Below are 22,693 nucleotides of genomic sequence, written 5' to 3' on the forward strand. Positions count from 1 at the left end.
ACATAAGCCGGGCTGCGTTGACGGCCTTCAATCTTCACTGAAGCGACATTAGCTGCGAATAGTTCAGGAAGCATGGATAGTGTATTAAGGCTCGTTGGCTCTTCGAGTGCATGATAACGCTTACGTTCACCATCGATATCCGCTTCAAAACGGCCTTTACATAACGTTGGGTAGCCTGCGTTTTCACCTGCCACATACTTGTCGATAAGGATCTCATTCAAACGAGATTCTAGGCCTGTTTCAGTCTCTTGCCAGCGAACGTATTTCGCTGGAGAACAAGCGCCAACCGTGTTTGGTGACTCACCTGTCATGTATGAAGATAGGTAGCAACGACCTTCAGCCATGATACATAAACTACCGAAAGCGAATACTTCGAGGTCAACGTCAGAAGTGATGTTGCGAGAAAGCTGTTTGACCTGATGAATCGATAGTACACGCGGCAGTACGACACGTTTTACGTTGAAGTTCTTATGGTAGAAGTCGATCGCAGCGGCATTGGTTGCAGAAGCTTGAACTGATAGGTGAAGTTCTAGGTCTGGATATTTGTTTGCAGCGTACTCAAGTACAGCGATATCAGCGATGATCAGTGCATCAACACCCAGAGCGGCAGCGTTGTCCACGGCGTTAGTCCAACGTTCGAAGCCATTTGGGTGAGCAAATGTATTTAAAGCAACATGAATTTTCTTGTTGTGGTCATGTACATACTGCACAGCACGATCGAGCTTTTTACCCGCAAAGTTAAGGCCTGCAAAGTGTCGGGCATTGGTATCGTCTTTGAATCCGATATAAACAGCATCCGCACCGCAATCAATGGCGGTTTTCAAAGCAGGTAAGTTACCCGCTGGGCATAAGAGTTCCATTTGCTCACTACCAGTAGAATTAAGTTGAAGCGGGCATTTTATGAAGAATTATGAATGACAGAATTGATGTAAGGCAGGTTTAGATGGATAAATCTGCTTTTACTCCGTTTGAGGTACTGACGAGTGGTGATTTATGTGTCGTTTTTCTGAAAAGAGGAGGGGGCTTGAATCGTGTAATTAGTTCTTATGACGACGGTTTTGTGCGAATAACTCTTCGACATCTTGTTTTGGTTGCGGGCGGTAGAAGTGGAAGCCTTGAATCGAGCTGCAGTTGAGGTTCGACAATAGCGTCGCTTGCTCACTGGTTTCGACACCTTCTGCAACCACGGTTAAATCGAGGGATTTACCTAGGTTGATGATGTTTTCAATCACGGTGATCTGTTTTGGAAGGGTATCGATATCTGAGATGAAAGCACGGTCTATTTTAAGCTCATCAATTGGGAAGCGAGCTAGGTAAGACAGAGAAGAGTAACCAGTACCAAAATCATCGATGGAGAGAGCAAAGCCGAGCTTTTTAATCGCATTAAGCATTTGTACTGTGTGTTCACTGTCACTCATTACAGCGCTTTCAGTGAGCTCAAAAGTAATCGCACTTGGATCTAGCTCAGTCGAGCGGAGTAACTTCTCCATGTAATCAATCAGTTTAGGGTTGCCAAACTGTTCTGGAGAAAGGTTGATTGCCACACGACCTGGCAGGATACCTTGCATCTTCCAACGCTTCACGGTTGCAAATACTTCGCGCATGACCACACGGCCAAGTTGTTCAATAAGACCTGCACGCTCCGCGACAGGGATAAATGCAGCAGGGCTAATATAGCCTTCAACAGGGTGTTTCCAACGAACTAGAGCTTCTGCGCCATTGATGGTGAAGTCACGGGCGTTTACTTTTGGTTGATACCAAACCTCAAGTCCATTTTGTTGCAGCGCCTTCTGAAGCTCTATCTCAAGCCACAGTCGCATACGCGCTTCTTTGTTCATCTGCTCGTTGAACTTAATTAAGCGGTTACGACCACGATCTTTGGCTTCATACATCGCAGTATCAGCGTTTTGCAGCAAAATACGAGCATCGATGCCGTCTTGAGGAAAGCGCACACTACCAATTGAACAAGCTAAGCGCTTACTGAAGTGGTGGAGGTCAAAGGGCTGGTTGATCAGCGAAATGATCTTTTCTGCCAGTGTTTCTGCGGTTCTTGGATGCTCAGGTTCTGGCAGAATGATACCAAATTCGTCGCCTCCCAGATGCCCAATCACAGCTTGGCGTGGCAGCAGGCGTTTAAGGCGTGAAGCCACTTCCTTAATCACTTTATCGCCAATGTGATGCCCTAGTGAGTCATTGATATTCTTAAAGTTATCAATATCTAAATACATCATGACAACCGGAGTGTCATTGTGAATGAACTGTTCCAGACGCTTAGTAAAACCCACTCGATTGTAGAGTTTGGTGAGTGAGTCTATGTAGGCATCTTCACTGTTGGCAGGCGTATATTGTTTAGTGGTCTCTTGAGCGTCTTGAATGAGCACAAGCTGAGTGCTACTTCCAAGAATCGCAGTCGAGTCGATGTTGAGTTGAACCTTACGTTCAAAGCCACATCGAGCACCGGTTAAGCAAACCAAACCAGACTCAGAAATAATAGAGCTGAGACTATTATTAAAGACCGTTTTGGTTTGTTCATCGATAAACAAGCGTCCTAACTCTTCACCGATGAGTTCAGTAGGGGAGTTAAAACCGAGTAAACGTGCAGCAGATGGGTTAGACGACAAGATATAGTCGTTTTCAACCAGTAGTAGCCCGTCAGGTAGTAGTTGAGATAGCTTATGAAACTTGGCTTCGGATTCTTCTAAAGAACGGACGAGTACTTGATTTTCTGATGTATCGAAAGCGTGGAAGACGATGTAGTCGGTATTCTTGCCATTGGTAAGCGGGGACAAGCTGAAGTGAAGGCTAGTGTCGAGGTCAGTTTCGTTAAGGGTAACTTCGGCTTCAATGGTTTCGCCGTTGAATGCTCGTTCGTAGTATGGTTTTAGATGTTGGTAGAATTGTTCGCCTAAGGTTTGGCGGTCGTTCATGCCTGCAAGCTCGGTTTGGCTTAAACCAGCAATATCGCAATAACGCTCATTCACCATAAAGTAGTTATGTTGAGCATCAAGCACTGCAAAAAAGAACGGGCTGTTTGCAGTTAGCTGAGTAAACCAATGTTGTAGTTGCTGGGGAGGCATCAAAGTACTACCAATTCTCCAAGAGCTTGATTATTCACAATCGATAAATATTTATTTCTTTTGTGTGGTTATCGATATTTACCTGTGAGTGCAGCGATCCGCTGTAATTCTCATTACCTGAGTTACTATAACTGTGATTTTCAGGATATTAAAGGTCGAGCATCAAACAGAAGTTAATTTGATACATAACAGTAACTGAGATCTCAACATCATCTATGATGCATTCCATATTATTGACAAAGTTACGGATAAGTCACGTGATAAACAAGATTCGCACTCAACTAGTTCAAAATGCCGCATCAATTTTGCGATCTCCAGTCCAGTTATTGCCTAAAGCAGTACAAAAAAGAGCCTTGTTAGAGGGTCTTAAGAACGTATTCAAAGAGGCGCTAGAAGACGGTGACTTTGAGTTCCTAGAAGATAAATGGCTTAAAGTCTCGATAAAGGATATGGGGTTAAGCTGGTGTATTAGCTACCAAAATGAGCAACTGGTTGTAGCAGATAAAGAGGTTGCTGAAGATGTAAGCTTTAGCGGGAATCTCAATGATCTTGTACTGATTGCCGGTCGTAAAGAAGACCCTGACACGCTTTTCTTCCAGCGTAGACTGTCTATAGAGGGCGATACAGAGCTTGGTTTAGAGGTCAAAAACTTGATGGACAGCGTAGATTTAGACTTATTGCCAACTCCCTTGAAAACTTTGTTAAATCAATTAGCTGATTTTGTGCAGAAGGGAGTACAATCCCCGGATACACAAAGTGAGGTAATGAATGCTTATTCGAACTGAAGCACCGGCAGATATACTTGTCATTGATCGTTTATTGAAATCTGTTTTTAAAACGGATGCAGAAGCCAACCTGGTTATGAGCTTGCGTGAGAATAGTCATTTAACGCTGTCGCTGGTGGCTTGTTCTGATGAGGGTGAAGTTGTTGGCCACGTAATGTTTAGCCCGATTACTCTGCATGGTGACGATCATAATTGGCAAGGGCTTGCTCCGCTTGCAGTGAAAGAAGAGTTTCGCAATCAAGGCATTGCTAAAGCTCTGGTTGAAGGTGCGTTCTCTACATTGGTTGATTTTGGTTACCCAGCGTGTGTCGTGCTTGGTGATCCTGCTTATTATGGTCGTTTTGGCTTTAAAGCCGCGAGCGAATTTGGTTTGAGTTGCGCTTGGGATGTACCTGAAGGTGCTTTTCAAGCCATTGAGTTGGTTGAAGGTGCACTTACTGGGCATGCTGGTGAAGTGGCTTACAGCCCAGAATTCAATGAGTTATAAGGCTACTTCTCACGCAATATGATGCAAACTGATTTACTCTAAATAAAGGAGCTTGATGCTCCTTTATTTTTTGTTAGTATCAGCCCAACTCTCATAAGCGGTTTTGAAGTTCGTTCAAACAAACCGCCGACCACCAACCTAAGGTTATAACCCTAGATATGTCACAAACACACGCACAGTACCTGCAAGAGATGGGCATAAGCCACTGGGAGCTTAGCCATCCAGAACGTTTGGCGGGTTATGAATCAAAACTGACTCCGCTAGCGAGCGATTGCAAGTTACTGTTGGTTTCGCCTGAAAAACCTCAGGGCGAGCTCGCAGTGATGTTTGAGCGTGTGCTGAAAAGTATCAAGCTTGATTTGTCTCAGGCACTACACATTCAGCCTCAACACCTAACCTCTATCGAATTTGGTGATGTTGAATGGGTGTGGTTTTCAGGTTGTGAATCGACTCAAGAGATTAAAGCTAAAACACTGCAATCACCATTGTTGTCCGACATCAATGGCAATAACCAACATCGCCGTGACTTATGGCAACAAATTTGTGCATATGACTAATCAATTTTTACCGACTTCATCACATCATCTAGACGCTATTTGGCAGATAGAACAGGCTGCGCACTCTCATCCATGGTCAGAAAATATGATCCGAGATCTCGATAGCCGAGGCGCTTGTCACCATGTTCTTGAAGTCGATGGGCGAGTCGTCGGCTACTTCTTCGCGCAGAATATCGTTGGTGAAGTCACGCTGCTTAATATTGCTGTCGACCCAAGCCAGCAAGGTAAAGGTTATGGCAAGGCTCTGACCGAGCATTTTCTTGATATGTGTGAACAGGCTGACGCGGAAAGTGCTTGGCTGGAAGTTCGCGAAAGTAATGTGAACGCATTTAACCTTTACGAAAAGGTCGGCTTTAATGAGGTGGACCGCCGTCGTAACTATTACCCAACCAAGCAAGGACAAGAAGACGCCATCATTATGAGCTATCTTTTCATGTCTTTTAGCTAATCATCTTGTCGCTTTTCGCTAAGCAGAAAGTAAGCGAAAAATAGGGTGTAAACTGACCCTTTAGAAAGTGACACGCTTTCTGTATAATCCGCACACAGAATTCAAGGGCAAGTATTATCTACTTGCCCTTTTTACGCTTTAGATCAGCAAAGGGCGACTATGTCTTTCCAACAAGAAGTGAGCAAACGTAGAACGTTTGCAATTATCTCTCACCCGGATGCGGGTAAAACCACGATTACTGAAAAAGTTCTTTTATTCGGAAACGCGATTCAGAAAGCGGGTACCGTAAAAGGCCGTGGCTCTAACCAGCACGCTAAATCTGACTGGATGGAGATGGAAAAAGAACGTGGTATCTCGGTAACTACGTCGGTAATGCAATTCCCATACAATGATTGCCTAGTAAACCTACTCGATACTCCAGGACACGAAGATTTCTCGGAAGATACATACCGTACATTAACGGCGGTTGACTCTTGTTTGATGGTTATCGATGCTGCGAAAGGTGTCGAGGATCGTACTCGTAAACTGATGGAAGTAACGCGTCTACGTGATACACCAATCGTAACGTTTATGAACAAACTTGACCGTGACGTTCGTGACCCTATGGAAGTGCTTGATGAAGTAGAAAGCGAGCTAGGTATGGCTTGTGCTCCAATTTCATGGCCAATCGGTTGTGGTAAAGAGTTTAAAGGTGTTTACCACATTCACCGTGACGAAACGATCTTGTACGAATCTGGCCACGGCCACGAGATCCAAGAAGTTCGTATCATCAAAGGTTTAGATAATCCTGAACTAGATGAAGCGGTAGGCGCTGATCTAGCGGAAAGCGTACGTGAAGAGCTAGAGCTTGTTATCGGTGCTTGTCCTGAGTTTGATCACGATCTGTTCCTTGCTGGTGAGCTAACACCTGTTTACTTCGGTACCGCACTGGGTAACTTTGGTGTTGACCACATGCTTGATGGTCTAACGAAGTGGGCTCCGGCACCGCAAACTCGTCAAGCTAACGAGCGTGATGTTGTTGCGACAGAAGAGAAGTTCTCTGGTTTCGTATTTAAGATTCAAGCAAACATGGACCCTAAACACCGTGACCGTATCGCTTTCATGCGTATCGTATCTGGTACTTACAGCCAAGGTATGAAGATGAACCATGTTCGTACCGGTAAGAACGTTAGTATTTCTGATGCGGTAACTTTCATGGCGGGTGACCGTGCACGTGCTGAAAAAGCGTATGCAGGTGACATTATCGGTCTACACAACCACGGCACAATTCAGATTGGTGATACCTTTACTCAAGGTGAGAACCTGAAGTTCTCTGGTATTCCAAACTTTGCGCCTGAGCTATTCCGCCGTATTCGTCTACGTGATCCTCTGAAGCAGAAGCAACTTCTAAAAGGTTTGGTTCAGCTTTCAGAAGAGGGCGCAGTGCAAGTATTCCGCCCTATGCAGAACAACGACCTGATCGTTGGTGCGGTTGGTGTACTTCAGTTCGACGTGGTTGTAGCGCGCTTGAAAGCAGAATACAACGTAGAAGCTATCTACGAAGGTGTTAACGTTGCAACAGCTCGTTGGGTTGAGTGTGATGACGCTAAGAAACTGGAAGAGTTCAAACGTAAGAACCAATCTAACCTGGCGCTAGATGGTGGTGATAACCTGTCTTACATCGCACCAACGATGGTGAACCTGAACCTAGCTTCAGAACGTTTCCCTGACGTTAAGTTCCGAGCGACACGCGAGCACTAATTTCTTCAAGCTCTATTCGAGTTAAACAAAAACGTCTATTGTTCTGCAATAGGCGTTTTTTAATGCGTGTTATTTGAGACAGTAAGCTTGAGGTAAATATGTTGGGTTGGATAAAAGCTTGGGTTAGGAAATACGATAAGTGGTGTGAAGAACTTGGGCTAACGCCTGAAAACAAGCGCAGTTGTGTTCCTTATCGTCGAGATCCTCAAGGGCAGCAAGCTGAGAGTGGGAAAGATGACACAGCAAACAAGTGATTTTCCGCTATTTGATACGCATTGCCATGCAGACTTTGAGGCGTTTGAGCAAGGTTTTACCCATGAGCAGAGCATTGAGGGGTATATCAAAGAGGCAAAGCAAGCTCAAGTTGAGAAGTTACTCATTCCTTCTATCGGTCAAAATAACTGGCATAAGCTTGAGAAAATTGCGCAATCTTATCCCAATGTTTATTACGCATTAGGCTTCCATCCTTACTTTTTAGAGCAAGCGGATGAGGTGAAATTTGAAGAACTTCATCAATTACTCGCATCAAAAACACGTCAGTGTGTGGCCATTGGTGAGTGTGGGCTGGACTTTTTTGTGGATGTAGAGCAGGAGAAACAAGAGCGCTTTTTCATCCAACAAATGGAGCTTGCCAAGGCGTTTAATTTGCCTCTGATTATCCATGAAAGGAAGTCTTACAACCGTCTTATTCAGCTAATAAAGCAGCACAAGTTTACTTTAGGTGGGGTAATTCACGGTTTTTCTGGAAGTGAACAGCAAGCTTTGGCTTGGATTAAGCTCGGTTTCTATATTGGCGTTGGCGGAACGATAACTTACCCAAGAGCACAAAAAACACGCACAACTATCGCTAAATTGCCCCTTGAGAGTTTGGTGTTAGAGACCGATGCTCCGGATATGCCAACCTATGGAAACCAAGGAAATGTTAATCATTCCAAACATTTAGTTACGATATCAAATGAACTTTTTTTGCTTAGAAAAGAGCCAAAGCAATCGATTGCAACGCAAGTTTGGCAAAATAGCCATCGCGCATTCTGTATATGTGAATAAAATCTAATGTTTTTGTTTATCGTTTGCGTAAATTGCATCTACATTGTGATTTGGGTCACATTTGTGTGTGAATGGTACATGAATCTTCTACGAAAGTGTGAGGGCGGCATTACTTTATTAGTGGTCGCATGAGTATAATTGGCCCCGCTTTATAGCCCCATTTTGTAACACGCCAATAAATAACTAATAAGGAAGTCATAAACTATGAGCCTGTTTATGAGCCTAGTCGGTATGGTTGTACTGATTGCAATCGCAGTACTACTATCTGACAACCGCAAAGCTATTAACTTTAGAACGGTGGGTGGCGCATTCGCTATCCAATTCGCACTTGGTGCATTCGTACTTTACATCCCTTGGGGTCGTGATTTGCTTGCAGGTTTCTCTGCTGGTGTAGCAAACGTAATCGACTACGGTAAAGACGGTACTGGTTTCCTATTCGGTAGCCTAGTTAACTTCTCTGTTGACGGTATCGGTTTCATCTTTGCTTTCCAAGTTCTACCAACACTGATTTTCTTCTCTGCACTTATCTCTGTACTTTACTACATTGGTGTAATGCAGCTAGTAATCAGAGTTCTTGGTGGTGGCCTTCAGAAAGCTCTAGGTACTTCTCGCGCCGAGTCAATGTCTGCAGCAGCAAACATCTTCGTTGGCCAAACAGAAGCTCCTCTAGTTGTTCGTCCATTTGTTCCTAAGATGACTAACTCTGAACTATTCGCAGTAATGTGTGGTGGTCTAGCATCTGTAGCTGGTGGTGTACTAGCAGGTTACGCATCTATGGGTGTTCCTCTAGAGTACCTGGTTGCAGCGTCATTCATGGCAGCACCTGGTGGTCTACTATTTGCTAAAATCATCAAGCCTGAAACAGATACGCCAGACGACAACATCGCTGACGATATCGACGGCGGCGACGACAAGCCAGCTAACGTTATCGACGCAGCAGCAGGCGGCGCATCAGTTGGTCTACAACTAGCTCTAAACGTTGGTGCAATGCTACTAGCATTCATCGGTCTAATTGCTCTAATCAACGGTATCCTAGGCGGCATCGGTGGTTGGTTCGGTATGGAAAACCTAACTCTAGAGCTTCTTCTAGGTTGGATCTTCGCACCGCTAGCATTCATCATTGGTGTTCCATGGGAAGAAGCAACTATTGCTGGTTCTTTCATTGGTCAGAAGACAGTTGTTAACGAATTCGTTGCATACCTAAACTTCGTACCATACGTTGGTGAAAATGCTCAAGTTGTTGCAGCGACTGGTCAAGTGATGTCTGAGAAGACTCAAGCTATCATCGCATTCGCACTATGTGGTTTCGCAAACCTTTCTTCTATTGCGATTCTACTAGGTGGTCTAGGTGGTATTGCACCAAGCCGTCGCCAAGACATCGCACGTATGGGTGTTAAAGCGGTTATTGCTGGTACTCTATCTAACCTGATGGCAGCAACAATTGCTGGCTTCTTCCTATCTTTCTAATTAAGTAGATTAGATTATATAGACGCCACTTTAATATCGCCCCGTAGCAAGAAATTGCTGCGGGGCTTTTTTGTTTTTAGGCCTGTCGATTCTGAATATGAGTTTGATTCGGTGGTGGGCCTAGAATGTTTTTTTGAGATACAAACCGTTTGCGTTCTAAGGAGCACTACAATTTATTAATGGATACCTATAATGTATAGGCTCAAGGGATAGGATGTCTCTTGTTGGCAAGAAAGTAACCGCTTGGATTCGTCCGCAGTTATTCTTCTGGGATTAAGCCAAACTTAGCGATACGCTATAGATGTTAGACACAACATGACTGATTTGTTGTGCCATAGACCAAACTGGTACTGTGCGGTGACAAGGATTGCAATTGATAGCGAAAGTTATCAAGTCTTCAGGGAACCAAGTCCGTTCATTTGTGACTACTGAGCATTACTAAAATATCCATCTATACTGGATGGAGGGCGAAGTAGTTAACTATTTGAATATATTGATCGGAGATAGAAATGAGCGATTTAAAAGCAGCAGCTCTACGTGCACTTAAACTTATGGACCTAACTACGCTAAATGACGACGACACAACTGAAAAAGTTGTAGCGCTTTGTCACGACGCGAAGACTGCAGTAGGCAACACAGCTGCAATCTGTATTTACCCTCGCTTTATCCCAGCAGCTAAGAAAGCGTTGCGTGAGCAAGGTACTCCAGAAGTACGTATTGCGACTGTAACTAACTTCCCTCATGGTAATGATGACATCGAGATCGCAGTTGCTGAAACAAAAGCAGCAGTTGCATACGGTGCAGACGAAGTAGACGTAGTATTCCCATACCGCGCTCTAATCGCTGGCAACGAAGAAGTAGGTTTCGAGCTAGTTAAACAGTGTAAAGAAGCATGTGGCGACATCACACTGAAAGTAATCATCGAAACTGGTGAGCTAAAAGAAGAAGCACTGATCAAGAAAGCATCTGAGATTTGTATCAAAGCAGGCGCTGACTTCATCAAAACTTCAACAGGTAAAGTGCCAGTAAACGCGACTCCAGAGTACGCACGCATGATGCTAGAAGTTATCCGTGACATGGGCGTTGCTAAAACTGTTGGTTTCAAACCAGCAGGTGGCGTACGTACCGCTGAAGATGCAGCACAATACCTAGCAATGGCTGATGAGCTACTAGGCGCTGAGTGGGCAGACAACATGCACTACCGCTTTGGTGCTTCAAGCCTACTAACTAACCTTCTTAATACATTAGAAGTGACAGACCAGACTGCTGATCCAGCAGCATACTAATTTACTCGTCATATTTGACGCCGCAGCGTTGTTGACTGCGTAAGTTCCTCCTAATCACATAGAGCCTCTATGCTCATAGGAATGAACTCACTGGTCGCCTAACTGCAACGCCAAATATTTAGAGTATTGAACATAATAAGTCTGTTTGATGGAGTGGCGTTAAGTCACTCCATATTACCTCTTTCCCTACAAACCATACTCACTAGAGTTTGGGAGGCACTAATGTATCTACCTCAAGAAATTATTCGCAGAAAACGTGACGGTGAAGTCTTAACAGCCGAAGAAATTAACTTCTTCATTCAAGGCGTCGCTAAAAACACGGTTTCTGAAGGCCAAATTGCAGCATTCGCAATGGCTATCTTCTTCAACGAAATGACAATGCCAGAACGTATCGCACTAACGTGTGCAATGCGCGACTCAGGCATGGTGATTGACTGGAGCCACATGAATTTTGATGGCCCAATCGTTGATAAGCACTCTACTGGTGGTGTTGGTGACGTTACCTCTCTGATGCTTGGCCCTATGGTGGCAGCATGTGGCGGTTTCGTTCCAATGATCTCTGGTCGTGGCTTAGGCCACACTGGCGGTACCCTGGACAAGCTAGAATCTATCCCTGGTTACAACATTACACCGACAAATGAAGTGTTTGGTGAAGTAACCAAAGACGCGGGCGTTGCTATCATCGGTCAAACGGGCGACTTAGCGCCAGCTGATAAGCGTGTTTACGCGACGCGTGATATCACAGCAACAGTCGATAACATCTCGCTAATCACGGCTTCAATCCTATCTAAGAAACTGGCAGCGGGCCTTGATTCTCTAGTGATGGATGTAAAAGTAGGTTCAGGCGCGTTCATGCCAACTTACGAAGCGTCTGAAGAGCTAGCGAAATCTATCGTTGCAGTAGCAAACGGTGCGGGTACTAAAACAACGGCAATCCTAACGGACATGAACCAAGTTCTTGCTTCTTCAGCGGGTAACGCAGTAGAAGTTCGTGAAGCGGTTCAATTCCTAACGGGTGAATACCGCAATCCACGTTTGCTAGAAATTACGATGGCATCGTGTGCTGAAATGCTAGTGTTGGGTAACCTTGCAAAAGATTCAGAAGAAGCGCGCGAAAAACTGATGGCAGTACTGGATAACGGTAAAGCAGCAGAGTGCTTTGGTAAAATGGTAGCGGGCCTTGGCGGTCCAGCAGACTTCGTAGAAAACTACGATAACTACCTAGAAAAAGCAGAAATTATTAAACCAGTGTACGCGCTAGAAAGCGGTGTGGTATCAGCAATGGATACTCGTGCAATTGGTATGGCTGTAGTTGGTATGGGCGGTGGTCGCCGCGTAGCAACGGACAGCATTGATTACGCAGTCGGTTTCGATAGCTTCATTCGCCTTGGCGAAGTGGCAAGCGATGAGAAACCATTAGCAATGATTCATGCTCGCAACGAACAACAGTGGCAAGAAGCTGCAACGGCATTACAAAATGCAATCACTGTGGGCGGAGAATATACAGCAACACCAGACGTTTACCGTCAGATTCGTTCTGAAGACGTGTAAATAACCGCTATCGGTATACCTCGCGTATACCGATAATCAAAAGCGCTGGTGCAAAGAGCAATAAGTTGGTGAAGAAAATGAAAAGAGCATTTATTTTAGTTTTAGATTCATTCGGTATCGGTGAGACAGCGGATGCAGACAAATTCGGTGATGTAGGTTCAGACACTATGGGTCACATCGCAGACCATTGTGACAAAGGTCTTGCTGACAATGCCGATCGTCAAGGTCCTCTGACGCTACCAAACCTGTCTAAACTAGGTTTAGCGATGGCTCACAAAGAGTCTACAGGTCGTTTTGCTCCAGGTATGGATGCAGACGCAGAAATCATTGGTGCTTACGGTCACGCTGCTGAGCTGTCTTCTGGTAAAGACACGCCATCAGGTCACTGGGAAATCGCAGGTGTACCGGTACTGTTTGACTGGGGCTACTTCACCGACAAAGAGAACAGCTTTCCTAAAGAGCTGACTGATCGCATTCTTGAGCGTGCAGGTTTATCTGGTTTCCTAGGTAACTGCCACTCATCTGGTACTGAGATCCTAGATAACCTAGGTGAAGAGCACATGAAGACTGGCTTGCCAATCTTCTACACTTCTGCGGACTCTGTATTCCAGATTGCGTGTCACGAAGAGACATTCGGCCTGCAAAACTTGCTAGACCTTTGTCAGATCGCTCGTGAAGAGTTGGAAGAGTACAACATCGGTCGTGTCATCGCGCGTCCGTTCATTGGCCCAGGTAAAGGTCAATTCGAACGTACTGGTAACCGTCGTGACCTTTCAGTTGAGCCACCTGCAGCAACGATTCTTCAGAAGCTTGTTGATGAGAAGGGCGGTAATGTTCACTCAATCGGTAAGATCTCTGATATTTACGCTGGTTGTGGTATTACTCAGAAAACAAAAGCAACGGGTATCCCAGCGCTATTTGAAGCGACTAAAGAAGCGATCAATGAAGCGGGTGACAATACTATCGTATTCACTAACTTCGTTGATTTTGACTCAGCTTACGGCCACCGCCGTGATGTTGCAGGCTACGCTGCTGCGCTTGAGTACTTCGATGGTCGTATCAACGAAATCATCGATATGATGAAAGAGGATGATGTACTTATCCTTACTGCTGACCACGGTTGTGATCCAACATGGCCAGGTACAGACCATACTCGTGAGCATATCCCTGTGATTGTTTACGGTAAAAAGGTTCCTGCTGGTTCTTTAGGTCGTCGCGATACGTTCGCTGATATCGGCCAAAGCTTAGCTTCTTACTTTGGTACATCGCCAATGGAATACGGTGCAAGCTTTCTATAATTGGTAATGAATAAAAGAGAGGTAAACCTCTCTTTTCTTTTTTGTTTTTGAGATTAAGGATATTTTCAATGGCTACTCCACATATTAATGCTGAAATGGGTGCGTTCGCTGACGTTGTACTAATGCCAGGCGATCCGCTACGAGCTAAATACATCGCTGAAACCTTCTTAGAGGAAGTGGTTCAGGTGTGTGATGTGCGCAATATGTTTGGTTACACAGGTACTTATAAAGGTCGTAAGGTTTCGGTAATGGGGCACGGTATGGGTATCCCATCTTGTTCTATTTACGCGACTGAGCTCATTAAAGACTTTGGTGTGAAAAAAATCATTCGTGTCGGCAGTTGTGGTGCAGTGAGCGAAGATATCAAAGTTCGTGATGTCGTGATCGGCATGGGTGCATGTACTGACTCTAAAGTGAACCGTATTCGTTTTAAAGGTCATGACTTTGCTGCAATTGCAGACTACAAAATGGTTCGCGCGGCAGAAGATGCAGCTAAAGCACGCGGTGTTGATGTGAAAGTTGGTAACTTGTTCTCAGCTGAACTTTTCTACACGCCAGACCCTGAAATGTTTGAGGTGATGGATAAATACGGCATTGTTGGTGTAGAGATGGAAGCGGCTGGTATCTACGGCGTTTGTGCGGAATACGGTGCGAAAGCGCTAACGATTTGTACTGTCTCAGACCATATCAAAACTGGTGAGCAAACTACATCAGATGAGCGTCAAACGACCTTCAATGACATGATGGTAATTGCCTTAGATTCTGTGCTTCTTGGTGACCAAGAAGCGTAAGGCTTTATCTAATTAGATAGAGCGACAGATAAATAAAAGCCCCGTTGTTGCCTGAGCTTCGGGGCTTTTTATTGGATAACGTAAATGCGCTATTTATGAGTTTACGTTTTTCAGGAGTAAGTTCTCGCCTGATTTGGTTGGTCTTCTTCGAATCAACATAATAAACAGCACACCACTGACGAAGCCCATTAATACCATACCGATCATGTAGCGATCACTTTTGCGGTAGTGGTGGTCCGATATTGCTGTCATTTTACCTGTCTCAAAGGTGACGCGGATAAAACCAATGATGGTGTTTTCTTTCGAGTAAATTGGCTCTACTAGCTGCTGTCTACCGATACTCGCGGTTGAAAGTGGCGTATCTAAGCCGAGTACCTCACGTACTGACAGCGCCTTTTCGCTCGAAGCCAGTCGAATGCCTTCTGCATCATAGATGGTGGTATCGAACACCAGTCGATCTTGAGATAGCTGATTGGTCAGGTCAAGCAGTCGCTCTTGGTCTTGTTGTGCGATCATTTTGCTGGCTGAAAGGGAAGCTTGAGAGATAAGCAGCTTGGTAAGTGTCTCGAGCTGTTTCGCTTGGATCTTCTCGTTACCCTTACTGATCACGACCGTATTTTTAATCGTAACGACGAACATAGTAGCCAACAAAATGAGGGCTAACATTCGCAAAGCGTTACGTATTGAGAACAATGATTCATTCATGTTTCACGGGGCCTGAAATAAACAAATGTTATGATTAAGACATATTGAGACTTGCGTTTTCAAATTGCAATAGGTTAACGTTTAGCATAGTTAATTAGGAATCATACACATGGACGCTCAGAAATATCTGCCGATAAAAAGGCATACTACATTATTAACTCGACTCCCCGAGACTCGTTTCGCTTCTCAACTCGCTAAAGCCAAAGCTAACTGGATTGTATTTGGCGAGTACCTATCACCGCAATCTTTCGATGACATCGACTTTTTCACTGGCATTTACAACACCGTTTTAGATACGTGGAAAGTTGGCCATTACGAAGTGGCATTAATGTCTGGCAACCTAACGCCAGCACATGAAGAAATCCTACAGGCTTTGAAGCTTGATTATGCTTGCCTTAGCGAAGTTCCAGACTTATCTAAGCCGGGTTTGATCGTGATGGATATGGATTCCACTGCGATTCAGATCGAGTGTATCGATGAAATAGCCAAGCTCGCTGGAGTAGGAGAGTTGGTCTCTGAAATTACAGAGCGTGCTATGCAAGGAGAGTTAGATTTCGAACAAAGCCTGCGTCAACGAGTTGGAGCACTGAAAGGTGCGGATGAGTCGATTCTAGAGCAAGTGCGCCAATCACTGCCTTTTATGCCTGACTTAGTTGGACTGGTGAATACGCTTAACAAACTGGGTTGGAAAACCGCTATCGCATCGGGTGGCTTTACTTACTTCTCTGATTACTTAAAAGACACGCTAGACCTAGATCATGCCCAGTCGAATACTTTAGAAATCGTTAAGGGTAAATTGACAGGGGAAGTGTTGGGTGATGTAGTTGCGGCGCAAACCAAAGCCGATATTTTAGTCGAACTGGCTGAAGAGTATGAGTTGGAGCTACATAACACGGTTGCTGTTGGTGATGGCGCGAATGACTTGGTGATGATGGGCGCTGCTGGTTTAGGTATTGCCTTCCATGCAAAACCAAAAGTCGAGCAACAAGCTCAAACTGCTGTGCGTCATGCTGGCTTAGGTGGGGTATTGTGTATCCTGTCTGGCGCGTTGGCTAAGCAACAAAAAATCAGCTGGCAGGCGAAACCGTAAAGGTTCACAACAGCATGATTATTTAATCGTGTGATATTACAAAGACACAAAAGCAGGCTCTGAGCCTGCTTTTCTTTTTTATTGTACCTAGAGATGATGGAGTATTATGACTAACGCGTTAGCTCCAATCGGATCAACACTTCATCGGTAATATCTTCTATCTCACCATAACCGATAAACGCGGTGATCTCGTTTTCTAGCTTCTTCGCTTGGTGCATGCTGATACGAGCAAGCTCTTCTAAATCCGATTGGAATAAGGTGGTCAATGGATTGAAGATTGGCGCGGTCGTAACGCGAAGTACATACACATCACCTAAGTGCTGCGCTTTCTTAATGAATAAGATTCTTTCTTTTGCCGAGGCAAAGTCTTTCACCAACTTAGTATGTACTGATTGGATCTTGTCGCCGAACTTCACCGCAGCGATATAGACGTCGTGGTGTTTAGGCTCTGCACCCTCGATTCTCTTTAGGGGCTCAGCCAGCAGCGAATTGGTGTGGCCTTTAAATATAGGCTCCAGTGAGAACTTTTGGTTGTGTCCAAGTTTCGCCAATAAAGTCAGGTGTTTATTGAGTGGGAAATTCACACCAATGATCTTACAACGCAGTGTTGAACTTGGTTTATCAATAAAGATAGGGCTACTGACCATCTTGCTTAACAAAATATTGTGCAGCGACTCAAGTAAGGAGTTCGTTGGCAGTATTTCTCTCTTCTTAATCAGCTTGCTTTGGTTTTGATCGATAAGCCCATTCAGGAACGCGATAGTACGCATTGTCTTAGCGTTCTCAGCAATTACTAATTGGACATTTCGGCCATTGGGGCTCACACGAATCACGTGATAAGGCACTGTGCTTAATGGCAGGTTCTTATCGTAAAGCTGTAGCTCATTAAAGTTCACGATCACCGGATCATTGATCTTGAGGACCATTGGCTGTTCAAGAGTAATGCTCAACCCACGTTTCGAGATATCTAAGGTGTGGCCGTTTGCCGCTGCGCCATCTTGTGAGGTAAGTTGCAACGGTGACTTAAACTGGTATCTCGGTTCTTTACGACGGGTCTGAGAGTCAAAATAGATGCTTTGAATGTTCCCAACCACAGTTCGTGGGTGACGGAAGCGGTTCAGTTCACTGCTTGGAATGCGTGGTTTTTCACTCAATAGGTAATCCGCAGCACTCTCGTGATCGCCAATCTCTTGCAATATACCGCAATGCGTCAGTTGTGCTGAGCTTTGCGCTAGCGTGTCTGAATGTTTGGCTAAAGCTTGTCGCTCCGTTTCTGATAATTCGAATACAGAGAATTTGAACGCCTTCCAGCTTTTACGCTTACCACCAATGTGCCAGAACAGTTGTCTTTGTTCACGAGTCGCTTCAGGTAACATCATCGAATAGAACAGCGTCTTATTTTGATGTTCATGAGTAAATGAATAGATGACGTTGCTGGTGCCTTTCACACCGGGCTTCGCCAGTAAGTTCATGCGCTGTTCGTTGAACAGAGTTCCTAGTGCCTGTTGGTTTCGCTCGTCGTGCCAGTATTGCCATAGCGGATGGTTGTTATCTGTAAGCAGTGCAAGCTTGAGTTCACTGCCACTAAAGAACAGCGGAAGGTTACAAGTGTGTTTTAGATAGGTGTGCTCGATACCTCGAGTGCGGGTTCGAATAACTCTATCTTGATTTTCGTGGCTGGTTTTCTTGCTTGTGCTATTTAAAGACTCATCAAGTAAACGCGCCACAATATTGTTGCCGCTTACCTTGATGGTTCTTAGGAATTTAACCGCGTCATTTTCATAGGACTCATCAATCCCAAGCACACGAAATTCTACTGCTTGGTTTACATCGGTTTCGAGTGACTTCTCAACTAGCTCGGTAAACTTAACGCTGATGATTTCACCTAGATTATAGCGAAAGACGCTTGGTACTTTGAATTTTGCACCTGAAGGAGAGATATCGACCGTGACACCGTGTAGGCTTTGTCCTTTTGAAGTGGTGACCTCAACTTGTGAGCTTATCTTGAGTCGGTTCTCTTGACGCTTTAAGTCATAACCTAGGTTAATGGCTTCAGCTTCATAAGGGCTGTTGGCACTGGTGATCTCTTGGGTGTTTTGAGAGGCACTATTAACCACACTACGCAGAGGCTGAATTCTTGGCGCCATAACTAGCTCCCAAGCCCCTTCGGTGTAGCCTTTGAATTTTTTTGTACCACGTTGATAGGCATTTAAAGCGATGTCGTCGAGCCAGTGTTTTCGGCCATCGAGTGTGAATTGACGACACTCATTCTCGATGCGTCCGCGTAAATCAATGCTCTTTGTACACGGAGCCATGATACGATTCAGTTCCATTTTAACGAGTAGTTTCAGAGACGGCGATTCACCTTCTGTCATTTGAGAAAGAAGGAATTCGAAATCTTCGGCGTGATAAGCCGGGATAAGACGCTCTGCTACAGATAGAATTTCAGATTGCTGCATACTTTTCTTGTTAGAATGGACGGTACATTTATGTTATCGACTAGTTTAAATCGATCTTTAAATATAAGTGGTATGACTGCAACGTTTATTTGCACCCGTACGGTCAAATAAGTCACAAATTGACAACATCATTGTGTAACTGGGTAAATTATTGAGGTTTTATGGCTAAGGCAAAGCGAGCTTATGTGTGTAATGACTGTGGTGCTGACTTTCCACGTTGGCAAGGACAGTGCAATGCGTGTGGTGCTTGGAACACAATTACCGAAGTTAGGTTAGCCGCTTCACCTCAGGTAGCACGCAATGAAAGATTAACTGGCTATGCAGGTAGCGCGACCGAGTCTAGCGTTCAAACCCTGTCTGAAATTGATCTACAGGAAGTGCCTCGTTTTAGTAGTGGCTTTAAAGAGCTCGACCGCGTACTTGGTGGCGGTGTGGTACCGGGTGCTGCGATTCTTATTGGTGGTAACCCTGGTGCGGGTAAATCGACACTACTGCTACAAACCATGTGTCTGCTTTCTTCTCAACTTCCTACTTTATATGTAACCGGTGAGGAATCGTTACAGCAGGTCGCGATGCGTGCTTCACGTCTTGGGTTGCCAAAAGAGCACTTAAAGATGCTCTCTGAAACCAATGTCGACAAGATCTGTCAGGTGGCAGAAAAAGAACAGCCTAAGATCATGGTCATCGACTCAATTCAAGTAATGCATGTTGCTGATGTTCAATCTTCACCAGGTAGTGTGGCTCAGGTTCGTGAGTCAGCGACGGCACTTACTCGTTTTGCTAAGCAGAATAATGTAGCAATCTTCCTAGTTGGACACGTAACTAAAGACGGTACGCTGGCGGGCCCTAAAGTGCTTGAGCACATTATTGACTGTTCAGTTTTGTTAGACGGTGGAACAGACAGCCGTTTCAGAACATTACGCAGCCATAAAAACCGTTTTGGTGCAGTGAATGAGTTGGGGGTGTTTGCGATGACTGGTCAAGGGTTAAAAGAAGTCAGCAACCCATCGGCTATATTCTTGTCTCGTGGCGAAGAAGAAACGTCAGGCAGTTCAGTGATGGTGGTATGGGAAGGTACCCGCCCACTACTTGTTGAGATTCAAGCGCTGGTGGATTACTCCCAATTGGCGAATCCTCGTCGAGTCGCGGTTGGCCTTGAGCAAAACCGTCTTTCTTTATTACTCGCGGTGCTGCATAAACACGGCGGCTTACAAATGGCTGACCAAGATGTGTTTGTGAATGTCGTCGGTGGTGTTAAAGTAACCGAAACTAGTGCTGACCTTGCATTAGTTATGGCATTACTTTCTAGTTTCAGAGACCGTGCATTACCTAAAGATGTGGTGGTTTTTGGCGAAGTAGGCCTAGCGGGAGAGATTCGTCCTGTACCAAGCGGGCAAGAACGTTTGAATGAAGCATTTAAACACGGCTTTAAGAAAGCGATTGTTCCTGCAGCTAATATGCCGAAAGGTGGTATCCCAGGAATGCAAATCCACGGAGTGAAAAAACTATCCGAGGCAATTAATGCTTTTGATGAGTTGTAATTGAACTCACTTCAGCTAATCTATACAGCAGCAATTCAGTCTAACTTGAACGCCGATTGGGCTTTAGGTTAGCACTATAATTAACAATCATTTAGATTGTTTCTACAGCGTGCCTTTTTCTAAATGTTAGGAAAAGGCAAAGTTTTTTAGTCCCAAATGCATGCAAAGCTATCAGTCTTCACAGATTGTGATATACTCTGCGCGCATTTTATATCCTATTAACAGAGTAAGACAATGGCAGATTTATCGAAATACAGAAACATTGGTATTTTCGCGCACGTTGATGCGGGTAAAACAACTACCACTGAGCGTATCCTTAAGCTAACTGGTCAAATCCACAAGACTGGTGAAGTACATGACGGCGAATCAACGACTGACTTCATGGAACAGGAAGCTGAGCGCGGTATTACTATCCAATCAGCAGCTGTAAGCTGTTTCTGGAATGATCACCGTCTAAACGTTATCGATACTCCTGGACACGTTGACTTCACAGTTGAAGTATACCGTTCTCTTAAAGTACTTGATGGCGGTATCGGTGTATTCTGTGGTTCTGGTGGTGTTGAACCTCAATCAGAAACTAACTGGCGCTACGCTAACGAATCAGAAGTATCTCGTCTGATCTTCGTTAACAAACTAGACCGTATGGGTGCTGACTTCTACCGCGTTGTTGACCAAGTTAAGAACGTTCTAGGCGCTACTCCTCTAGTAATGGTTCTACCAATCGGCCGCGAAGATGAATTCGTTGGTGTTGTAGACCTACTAAGCCGTAAAGCATACGTTTGGGATGACACTGGTCTTCCTGAAAACTACGAAATCACTGATGTTCCTGCGGACATGGTTGATGACGTTGAGCAATACCGTGAAGAGCTAATCGAAACTGCTGTAGAGCAAGACGATGACCTAATGGAAGCTTACATGGAAGGTGAAGAGCCTTCTATCGAAGACATCAAGCGTTGTATCCGTAAAGGTACTCGTGATATCGCATTCTTCCCAACGTTCTGTGGTTCTGCATTCAAGAACAAAGGTATGCAACTTATCCTTGACGCTGTAGTAGATTACCTACCAGCTCCAACTGAAGTTGATCCTCAGCCTCTAACAGACAAAGAAACTGGTGAGCCAACTGGTGAAGTTGCTACAGTATCTGCTGATGAGCCACTACGTGCTCTTGCGTTTAAGATCATGGACGACCGTTTCGGTGCACTAACGTTCATCCGTATCTACTCTGGTCGCATGAAGAAGGGTGACACAATCCTTAACGCTGCAACTGGTAAAACTGAGCGTATCGGCCGTATGGTTGAGATGCAAGCTGATGAGCGTAACGAGCTTACTGAAGCGCAAGCTGGTGACATCATCGCTGTTGTTGGTATGAAGAACGTTCAAACTGGTCACACTCTATGTGATCAGAAGCACGAATGTACTCTAGAGCCAATGATCTTCCCAACTCCAGTAATCTCTATCGCTGTATCTCCAAAAGATAAAGGCGGTTCTGAGAAAATGGGTATCGCGATCGGTAAAATGGTTGCAGAAGATCCATCTTTCCAAGTTGAGACTGACGAAGAAACTGGCGAAACTATCCTGAAAGGTATGGGTGAGCTTCACCTAGACATCAAGGTAGATATCCTTAAGCGTACATACGGCGTTGACCTTGTAGTAGGTGCTCCTCAAGTAGCTTACCGTGAAACAATTACGAAAGCTGTTGAAGATAGCTACACTCACAAGAAACAATCTGGTGGTTCTGGTCAATTCGGTAAGATCGATTACCGTATCAAACCAGGCGAAGCTGGTTCTGGCTTCACTTTCTCTTCAACTGTTGTTGGTGGTAACGTTCCTAAGGAATTCTGGCCTGCAGTTGAGAAAGGTTTCGCATCTATGATGGAAAACGGTGTTCTTGCTGGCTTCCCAACTCTAGATGTTGAAGTAGAACTATTCGACGGTGGCTTCCACGCAGTTGACTCATCTGCAATCGCATTTGAAATCGCAGCGAAAGGCGCATTCCGTCAATCTATGCCTAAAGCGGGTGCACAACTTCTTGAACCAATCATGAACGTTGACGTATTCACTCCAGAAGATCACGTTGGTGATGTAATCGGTGACCTTAACCGTCGTCGTGGCATGATCAAAGATCAACAAGCTGGCGCTACTGGCGTACGTATCAAAGCTGACGTACCACTATCAGAAATGTTTGGTTACATCGGTCACCTACGTACTATTACTTCAGGCCGTGGTCAATTCTCTATGGAATTCCTACAGTACTCTCCATGTCCAACAAACGTGGCAGACGAAGTAATCGCTAAAGTTAAAGCAGACAAAGAAGCTGGTAAGTAATTAGCTCTTTTCTAAATTAACTAGAAAGCCCCGCAAGTG

General features: G+C 44.8%; 19 protein-coding genes. 15 read left to right on the top strand and 4 right to left on the bottom strand.

Annotated features, from left to right (window positions below; genetic code table 11):
* Both BCT81_RS01740 and BCT81_RS01745 read right to left on the bottom strand, forming a co-directional pair.
* The coding region (locus BCT81_RS01740; RefSeq protein WP_102423078.1) for a peptidase U32 family protein at positions 1–860 on the bottom strand (860 nt) is incomplete at its 3' end.
* Positions 861–1,037: 177 nt separating this feature from the next.
* Positions 1,038–3,077 carry a bifunctional diguanylate cyclase/phosphodiesterase gene (locus tag BCT81_RS01745; protein ID WP_102423079.1) on the bottom strand — a complete coding sequence of 680 codons (2,040 nt, stop codon included), beginning with the start codon at positions 3,075–3,077 and terminating at the stop codon, positions 1,038–1,040.
* Between the two features lie 215 nt (positions 3,078–3,292).
* Between BCT81_RS01745 and BCT81_RS01750 the strand changes: the two genes are divergently transcribed.
* The 12 genes from BCT81_RS01750 (at position 3,293) to deoD (ending at position 14,534) form a co-directional block, all read left to right on the top strand.
* The gene (locus BCT81_RS01750) at positions 3,293–3,862 is read left to right on the top strand and encodes an SCP2 domain-containing protein (RefSeq protein ID WP_102423080.1); all 570 of its coding nucleotides are present in this window, start codon (positions 3,293–3,295) and stop codon (positions 3,860–3,862) included.
* A complete protein-coding gene (locus tag BCT81_RS01755; protein ID WP_102423081.1) occupies positions 3,846–4,349 on the top strand; it encodes an N-acetyltransferase in 504 nt (167 codons plus the stop codon). The genes BCT81_RS01750 and BCT81_RS01755 overlap by 17 nt, the downstream gene beginning before the upstream one ends.
* 158 nt (positions 4,350–4,507) lie before the next feature.
* Positions 4,508–4,906, top strand: a complete 399-nt coding sequence (locus BCT81_RS01760; RefSeq protein ID WP_102423082.1) for a DNA polymerase III subunit psi — start codon at positions 4,508–4,510, stop codon at positions 4,904–4,906.
* The gene (gene rimI, locus BCT81_RS01765; protein WP_102423083.1) at positions 4,899–5,354 is read left to right on the top strand and encodes a ribosomal protein S18-alanine N-acetyltransferase; all 456 of its coding nucleotides are present in this window, start codon (positions 4,899–4,901) and stop codon (positions 5,352–5,354) included. The genes BCT81_RS01760 and rimI overlap by 8 nt, the downstream gene beginning before the upstream one ends.
* Before the next feature lie 159 nt (positions 5,355–5,513).
* A complete protein-coding gene (gene prfC / locus BCT81_RS01770; protein ID WP_102423084.1) occupies positions 5,514–7,094 on the top strand; it encodes a peptide chain release factor 3 in 1,581 nt (526 codons plus the stop codon).
* A 98-nt stretch (positions 7,095–7,192) separates the two neighbouring features.
* On the top strand, positions 7,193–7,348 hold the full coding sequence (locus tag BCT81_RS29105; protein ID WP_157938832.1) for a DUF5363 family protein: 156 nt from the start codon (positions 7,193–7,195) through the stop codon (positions 7,346–7,348).
* Entirely contained in the window at positions 7,329–8,141 is an 813-nt protein-coding gene (locus BCT81_RS01775) for a TatD family hydrolase (RefSeq protein ID WP_102423085.1), read from the top strand. Before BCT81_RS29105 ends, BCT81_RS01775 begins: the two co-directional genes overlap by 20 nt.
* Positions 8,142–8,345: 204 nt before the next feature.
* Positions 8,346–9,608, top strand: a complete 1,263-nt coding sequence (locus BCT81_RS01780) for a NupC/NupG family nucleoside CNT transporter (RefSeq protein WP_008218780.1) — start codon at positions 8,346–8,348, stop codon at positions 9,606–9,608.
* Between the two features lie 509 nt (positions 9,609–10,117).
* Complete coding sequence (deoC, locus tag BCT81_RS01785; protein ID WP_061032522.1) at positions 10,118–10,894, top strand: deoxyribose-phosphate aldolase; 777 nt, start codon at positions 10,118–10,120, stop codon at positions 10,892–10,894.
* Positions 10,895–11,116: 222 nt separating this feature from the next.
* On the top strand, positions 11,117–12,445 hold the full coding sequence (deoA, locus tag BCT81_RS01790) for a thymidine phosphorylase (RefSeq protein WP_102423086.1): 1,329 nt from the start codon (positions 11,117–11,119) through the stop codon (positions 12,443–12,445).
* Between the two features lie 77 nt (positions 12,446–12,522).
* Positions 12,523–13,743, top strand: coding sequence for a phosphopentomutase (locus tag BCT81_RS01795; protein ID WP_102423087.1), 1,221 nt, complete (start codon positions 12,523–12,525; stop codon positions 13,741–13,743).
* Positions 13,744–13,811: 68 nt separating this feature from the next.
* Positions 13,812–14,534 carry a purine-nucleoside phosphorylase gene (gene deoD, locus BCT81_RS01800; RefSeq protein WP_102423088.1) on the top strand — a complete coding sequence of 241 codons (723 nt, stop codon included), beginning with the start codon at positions 13,812–13,814 and terminating at the stop codon, positions 14,532–14,534.
* Between the two features lie 93 nt (positions 14,535–14,627).
* Here deoD and BCT81_RS01805 read toward each other — a convergent pair whose 3' ends face one another.
* Positions 14,628–15,239 (bottom strand): YtjB family periplasmic protein, encoded by a 612-nt coding sequence (locus BCT81_RS01805; protein WP_080566560.1) that lies wholly within the window; start codon positions 15,237–15,239, stop codon positions 14,628–14,630.
* Positions 15,240–15,348: 109 nt separating this feature from the next.
* Here BCT81_RS01805 and serB point away from each other — a divergent pair, with 109 nt between their 5' ends.
* Positions 15,349–16,329 (top strand): phosphoserine phosphatase, encoded by a 981-nt coding sequence (serB, locus tag BCT81_RS01810; RefSeq protein WP_102423089.1) that lies wholly within the window; start codon positions 15,349–15,351, stop codon positions 16,327–16,329.
* A 110-nt stretch (positions 16,330–16,439) separates the two neighbouring features.
* Here serB and BCT81_RS01815 read toward each other — a convergent pair whose 3' ends face one another.
* Complete coding sequence (locus BCT81_RS01815) at positions 16,440–18,788, bottom strand: PilZ domain-containing protein (protein WP_102423090.1); 2,349 nt, start codon at positions 18,786–18,788, stop codon at positions 16,440–16,442.
* A gap of 161 nt (positions 18,789–18,949) precedes the next feature.
* Here BCT81_RS01815 and radA point away from each other — a divergent pair, with 161 nt between their 5' ends.
* Both radA and fusA read left to right on the top strand, forming a co-directional pair.
* Positions 18,950–20,329, top strand: coding sequence for a DNA repair protein RadA (radA, locus tag BCT81_RS01820; RefSeq protein WP_063524497.1), 1,380 nt, complete (start codon positions 18,950–18,952; stop codon positions 20,327–20,329).
* 234 nt (positions 20,330–20,563) lie between these two features.
* On the top strand, positions 20,564–22,654 hold the full coding sequence (gene fusA / locus BCT81_RS01825; RefSeq protein ID WP_102423091.1) for an elongation factor G: 2,091 nt from the start codon (positions 20,564–20,566) through the stop codon (positions 22,652–22,654).
* Positions 22,655–22,693 lie beyond the last annotated feature (39 nt).

Origin of the sequence: Vibrio sp. 10N.261.52.A1 (assembly GCF_002876325.1) — a bacterium.
Lineage (GTDB): Bacteria > Pseudomonadota > Gammaproteobacteria > Enterobacterales > Vibrionaceae > Vibrio > Vibrio chagasii.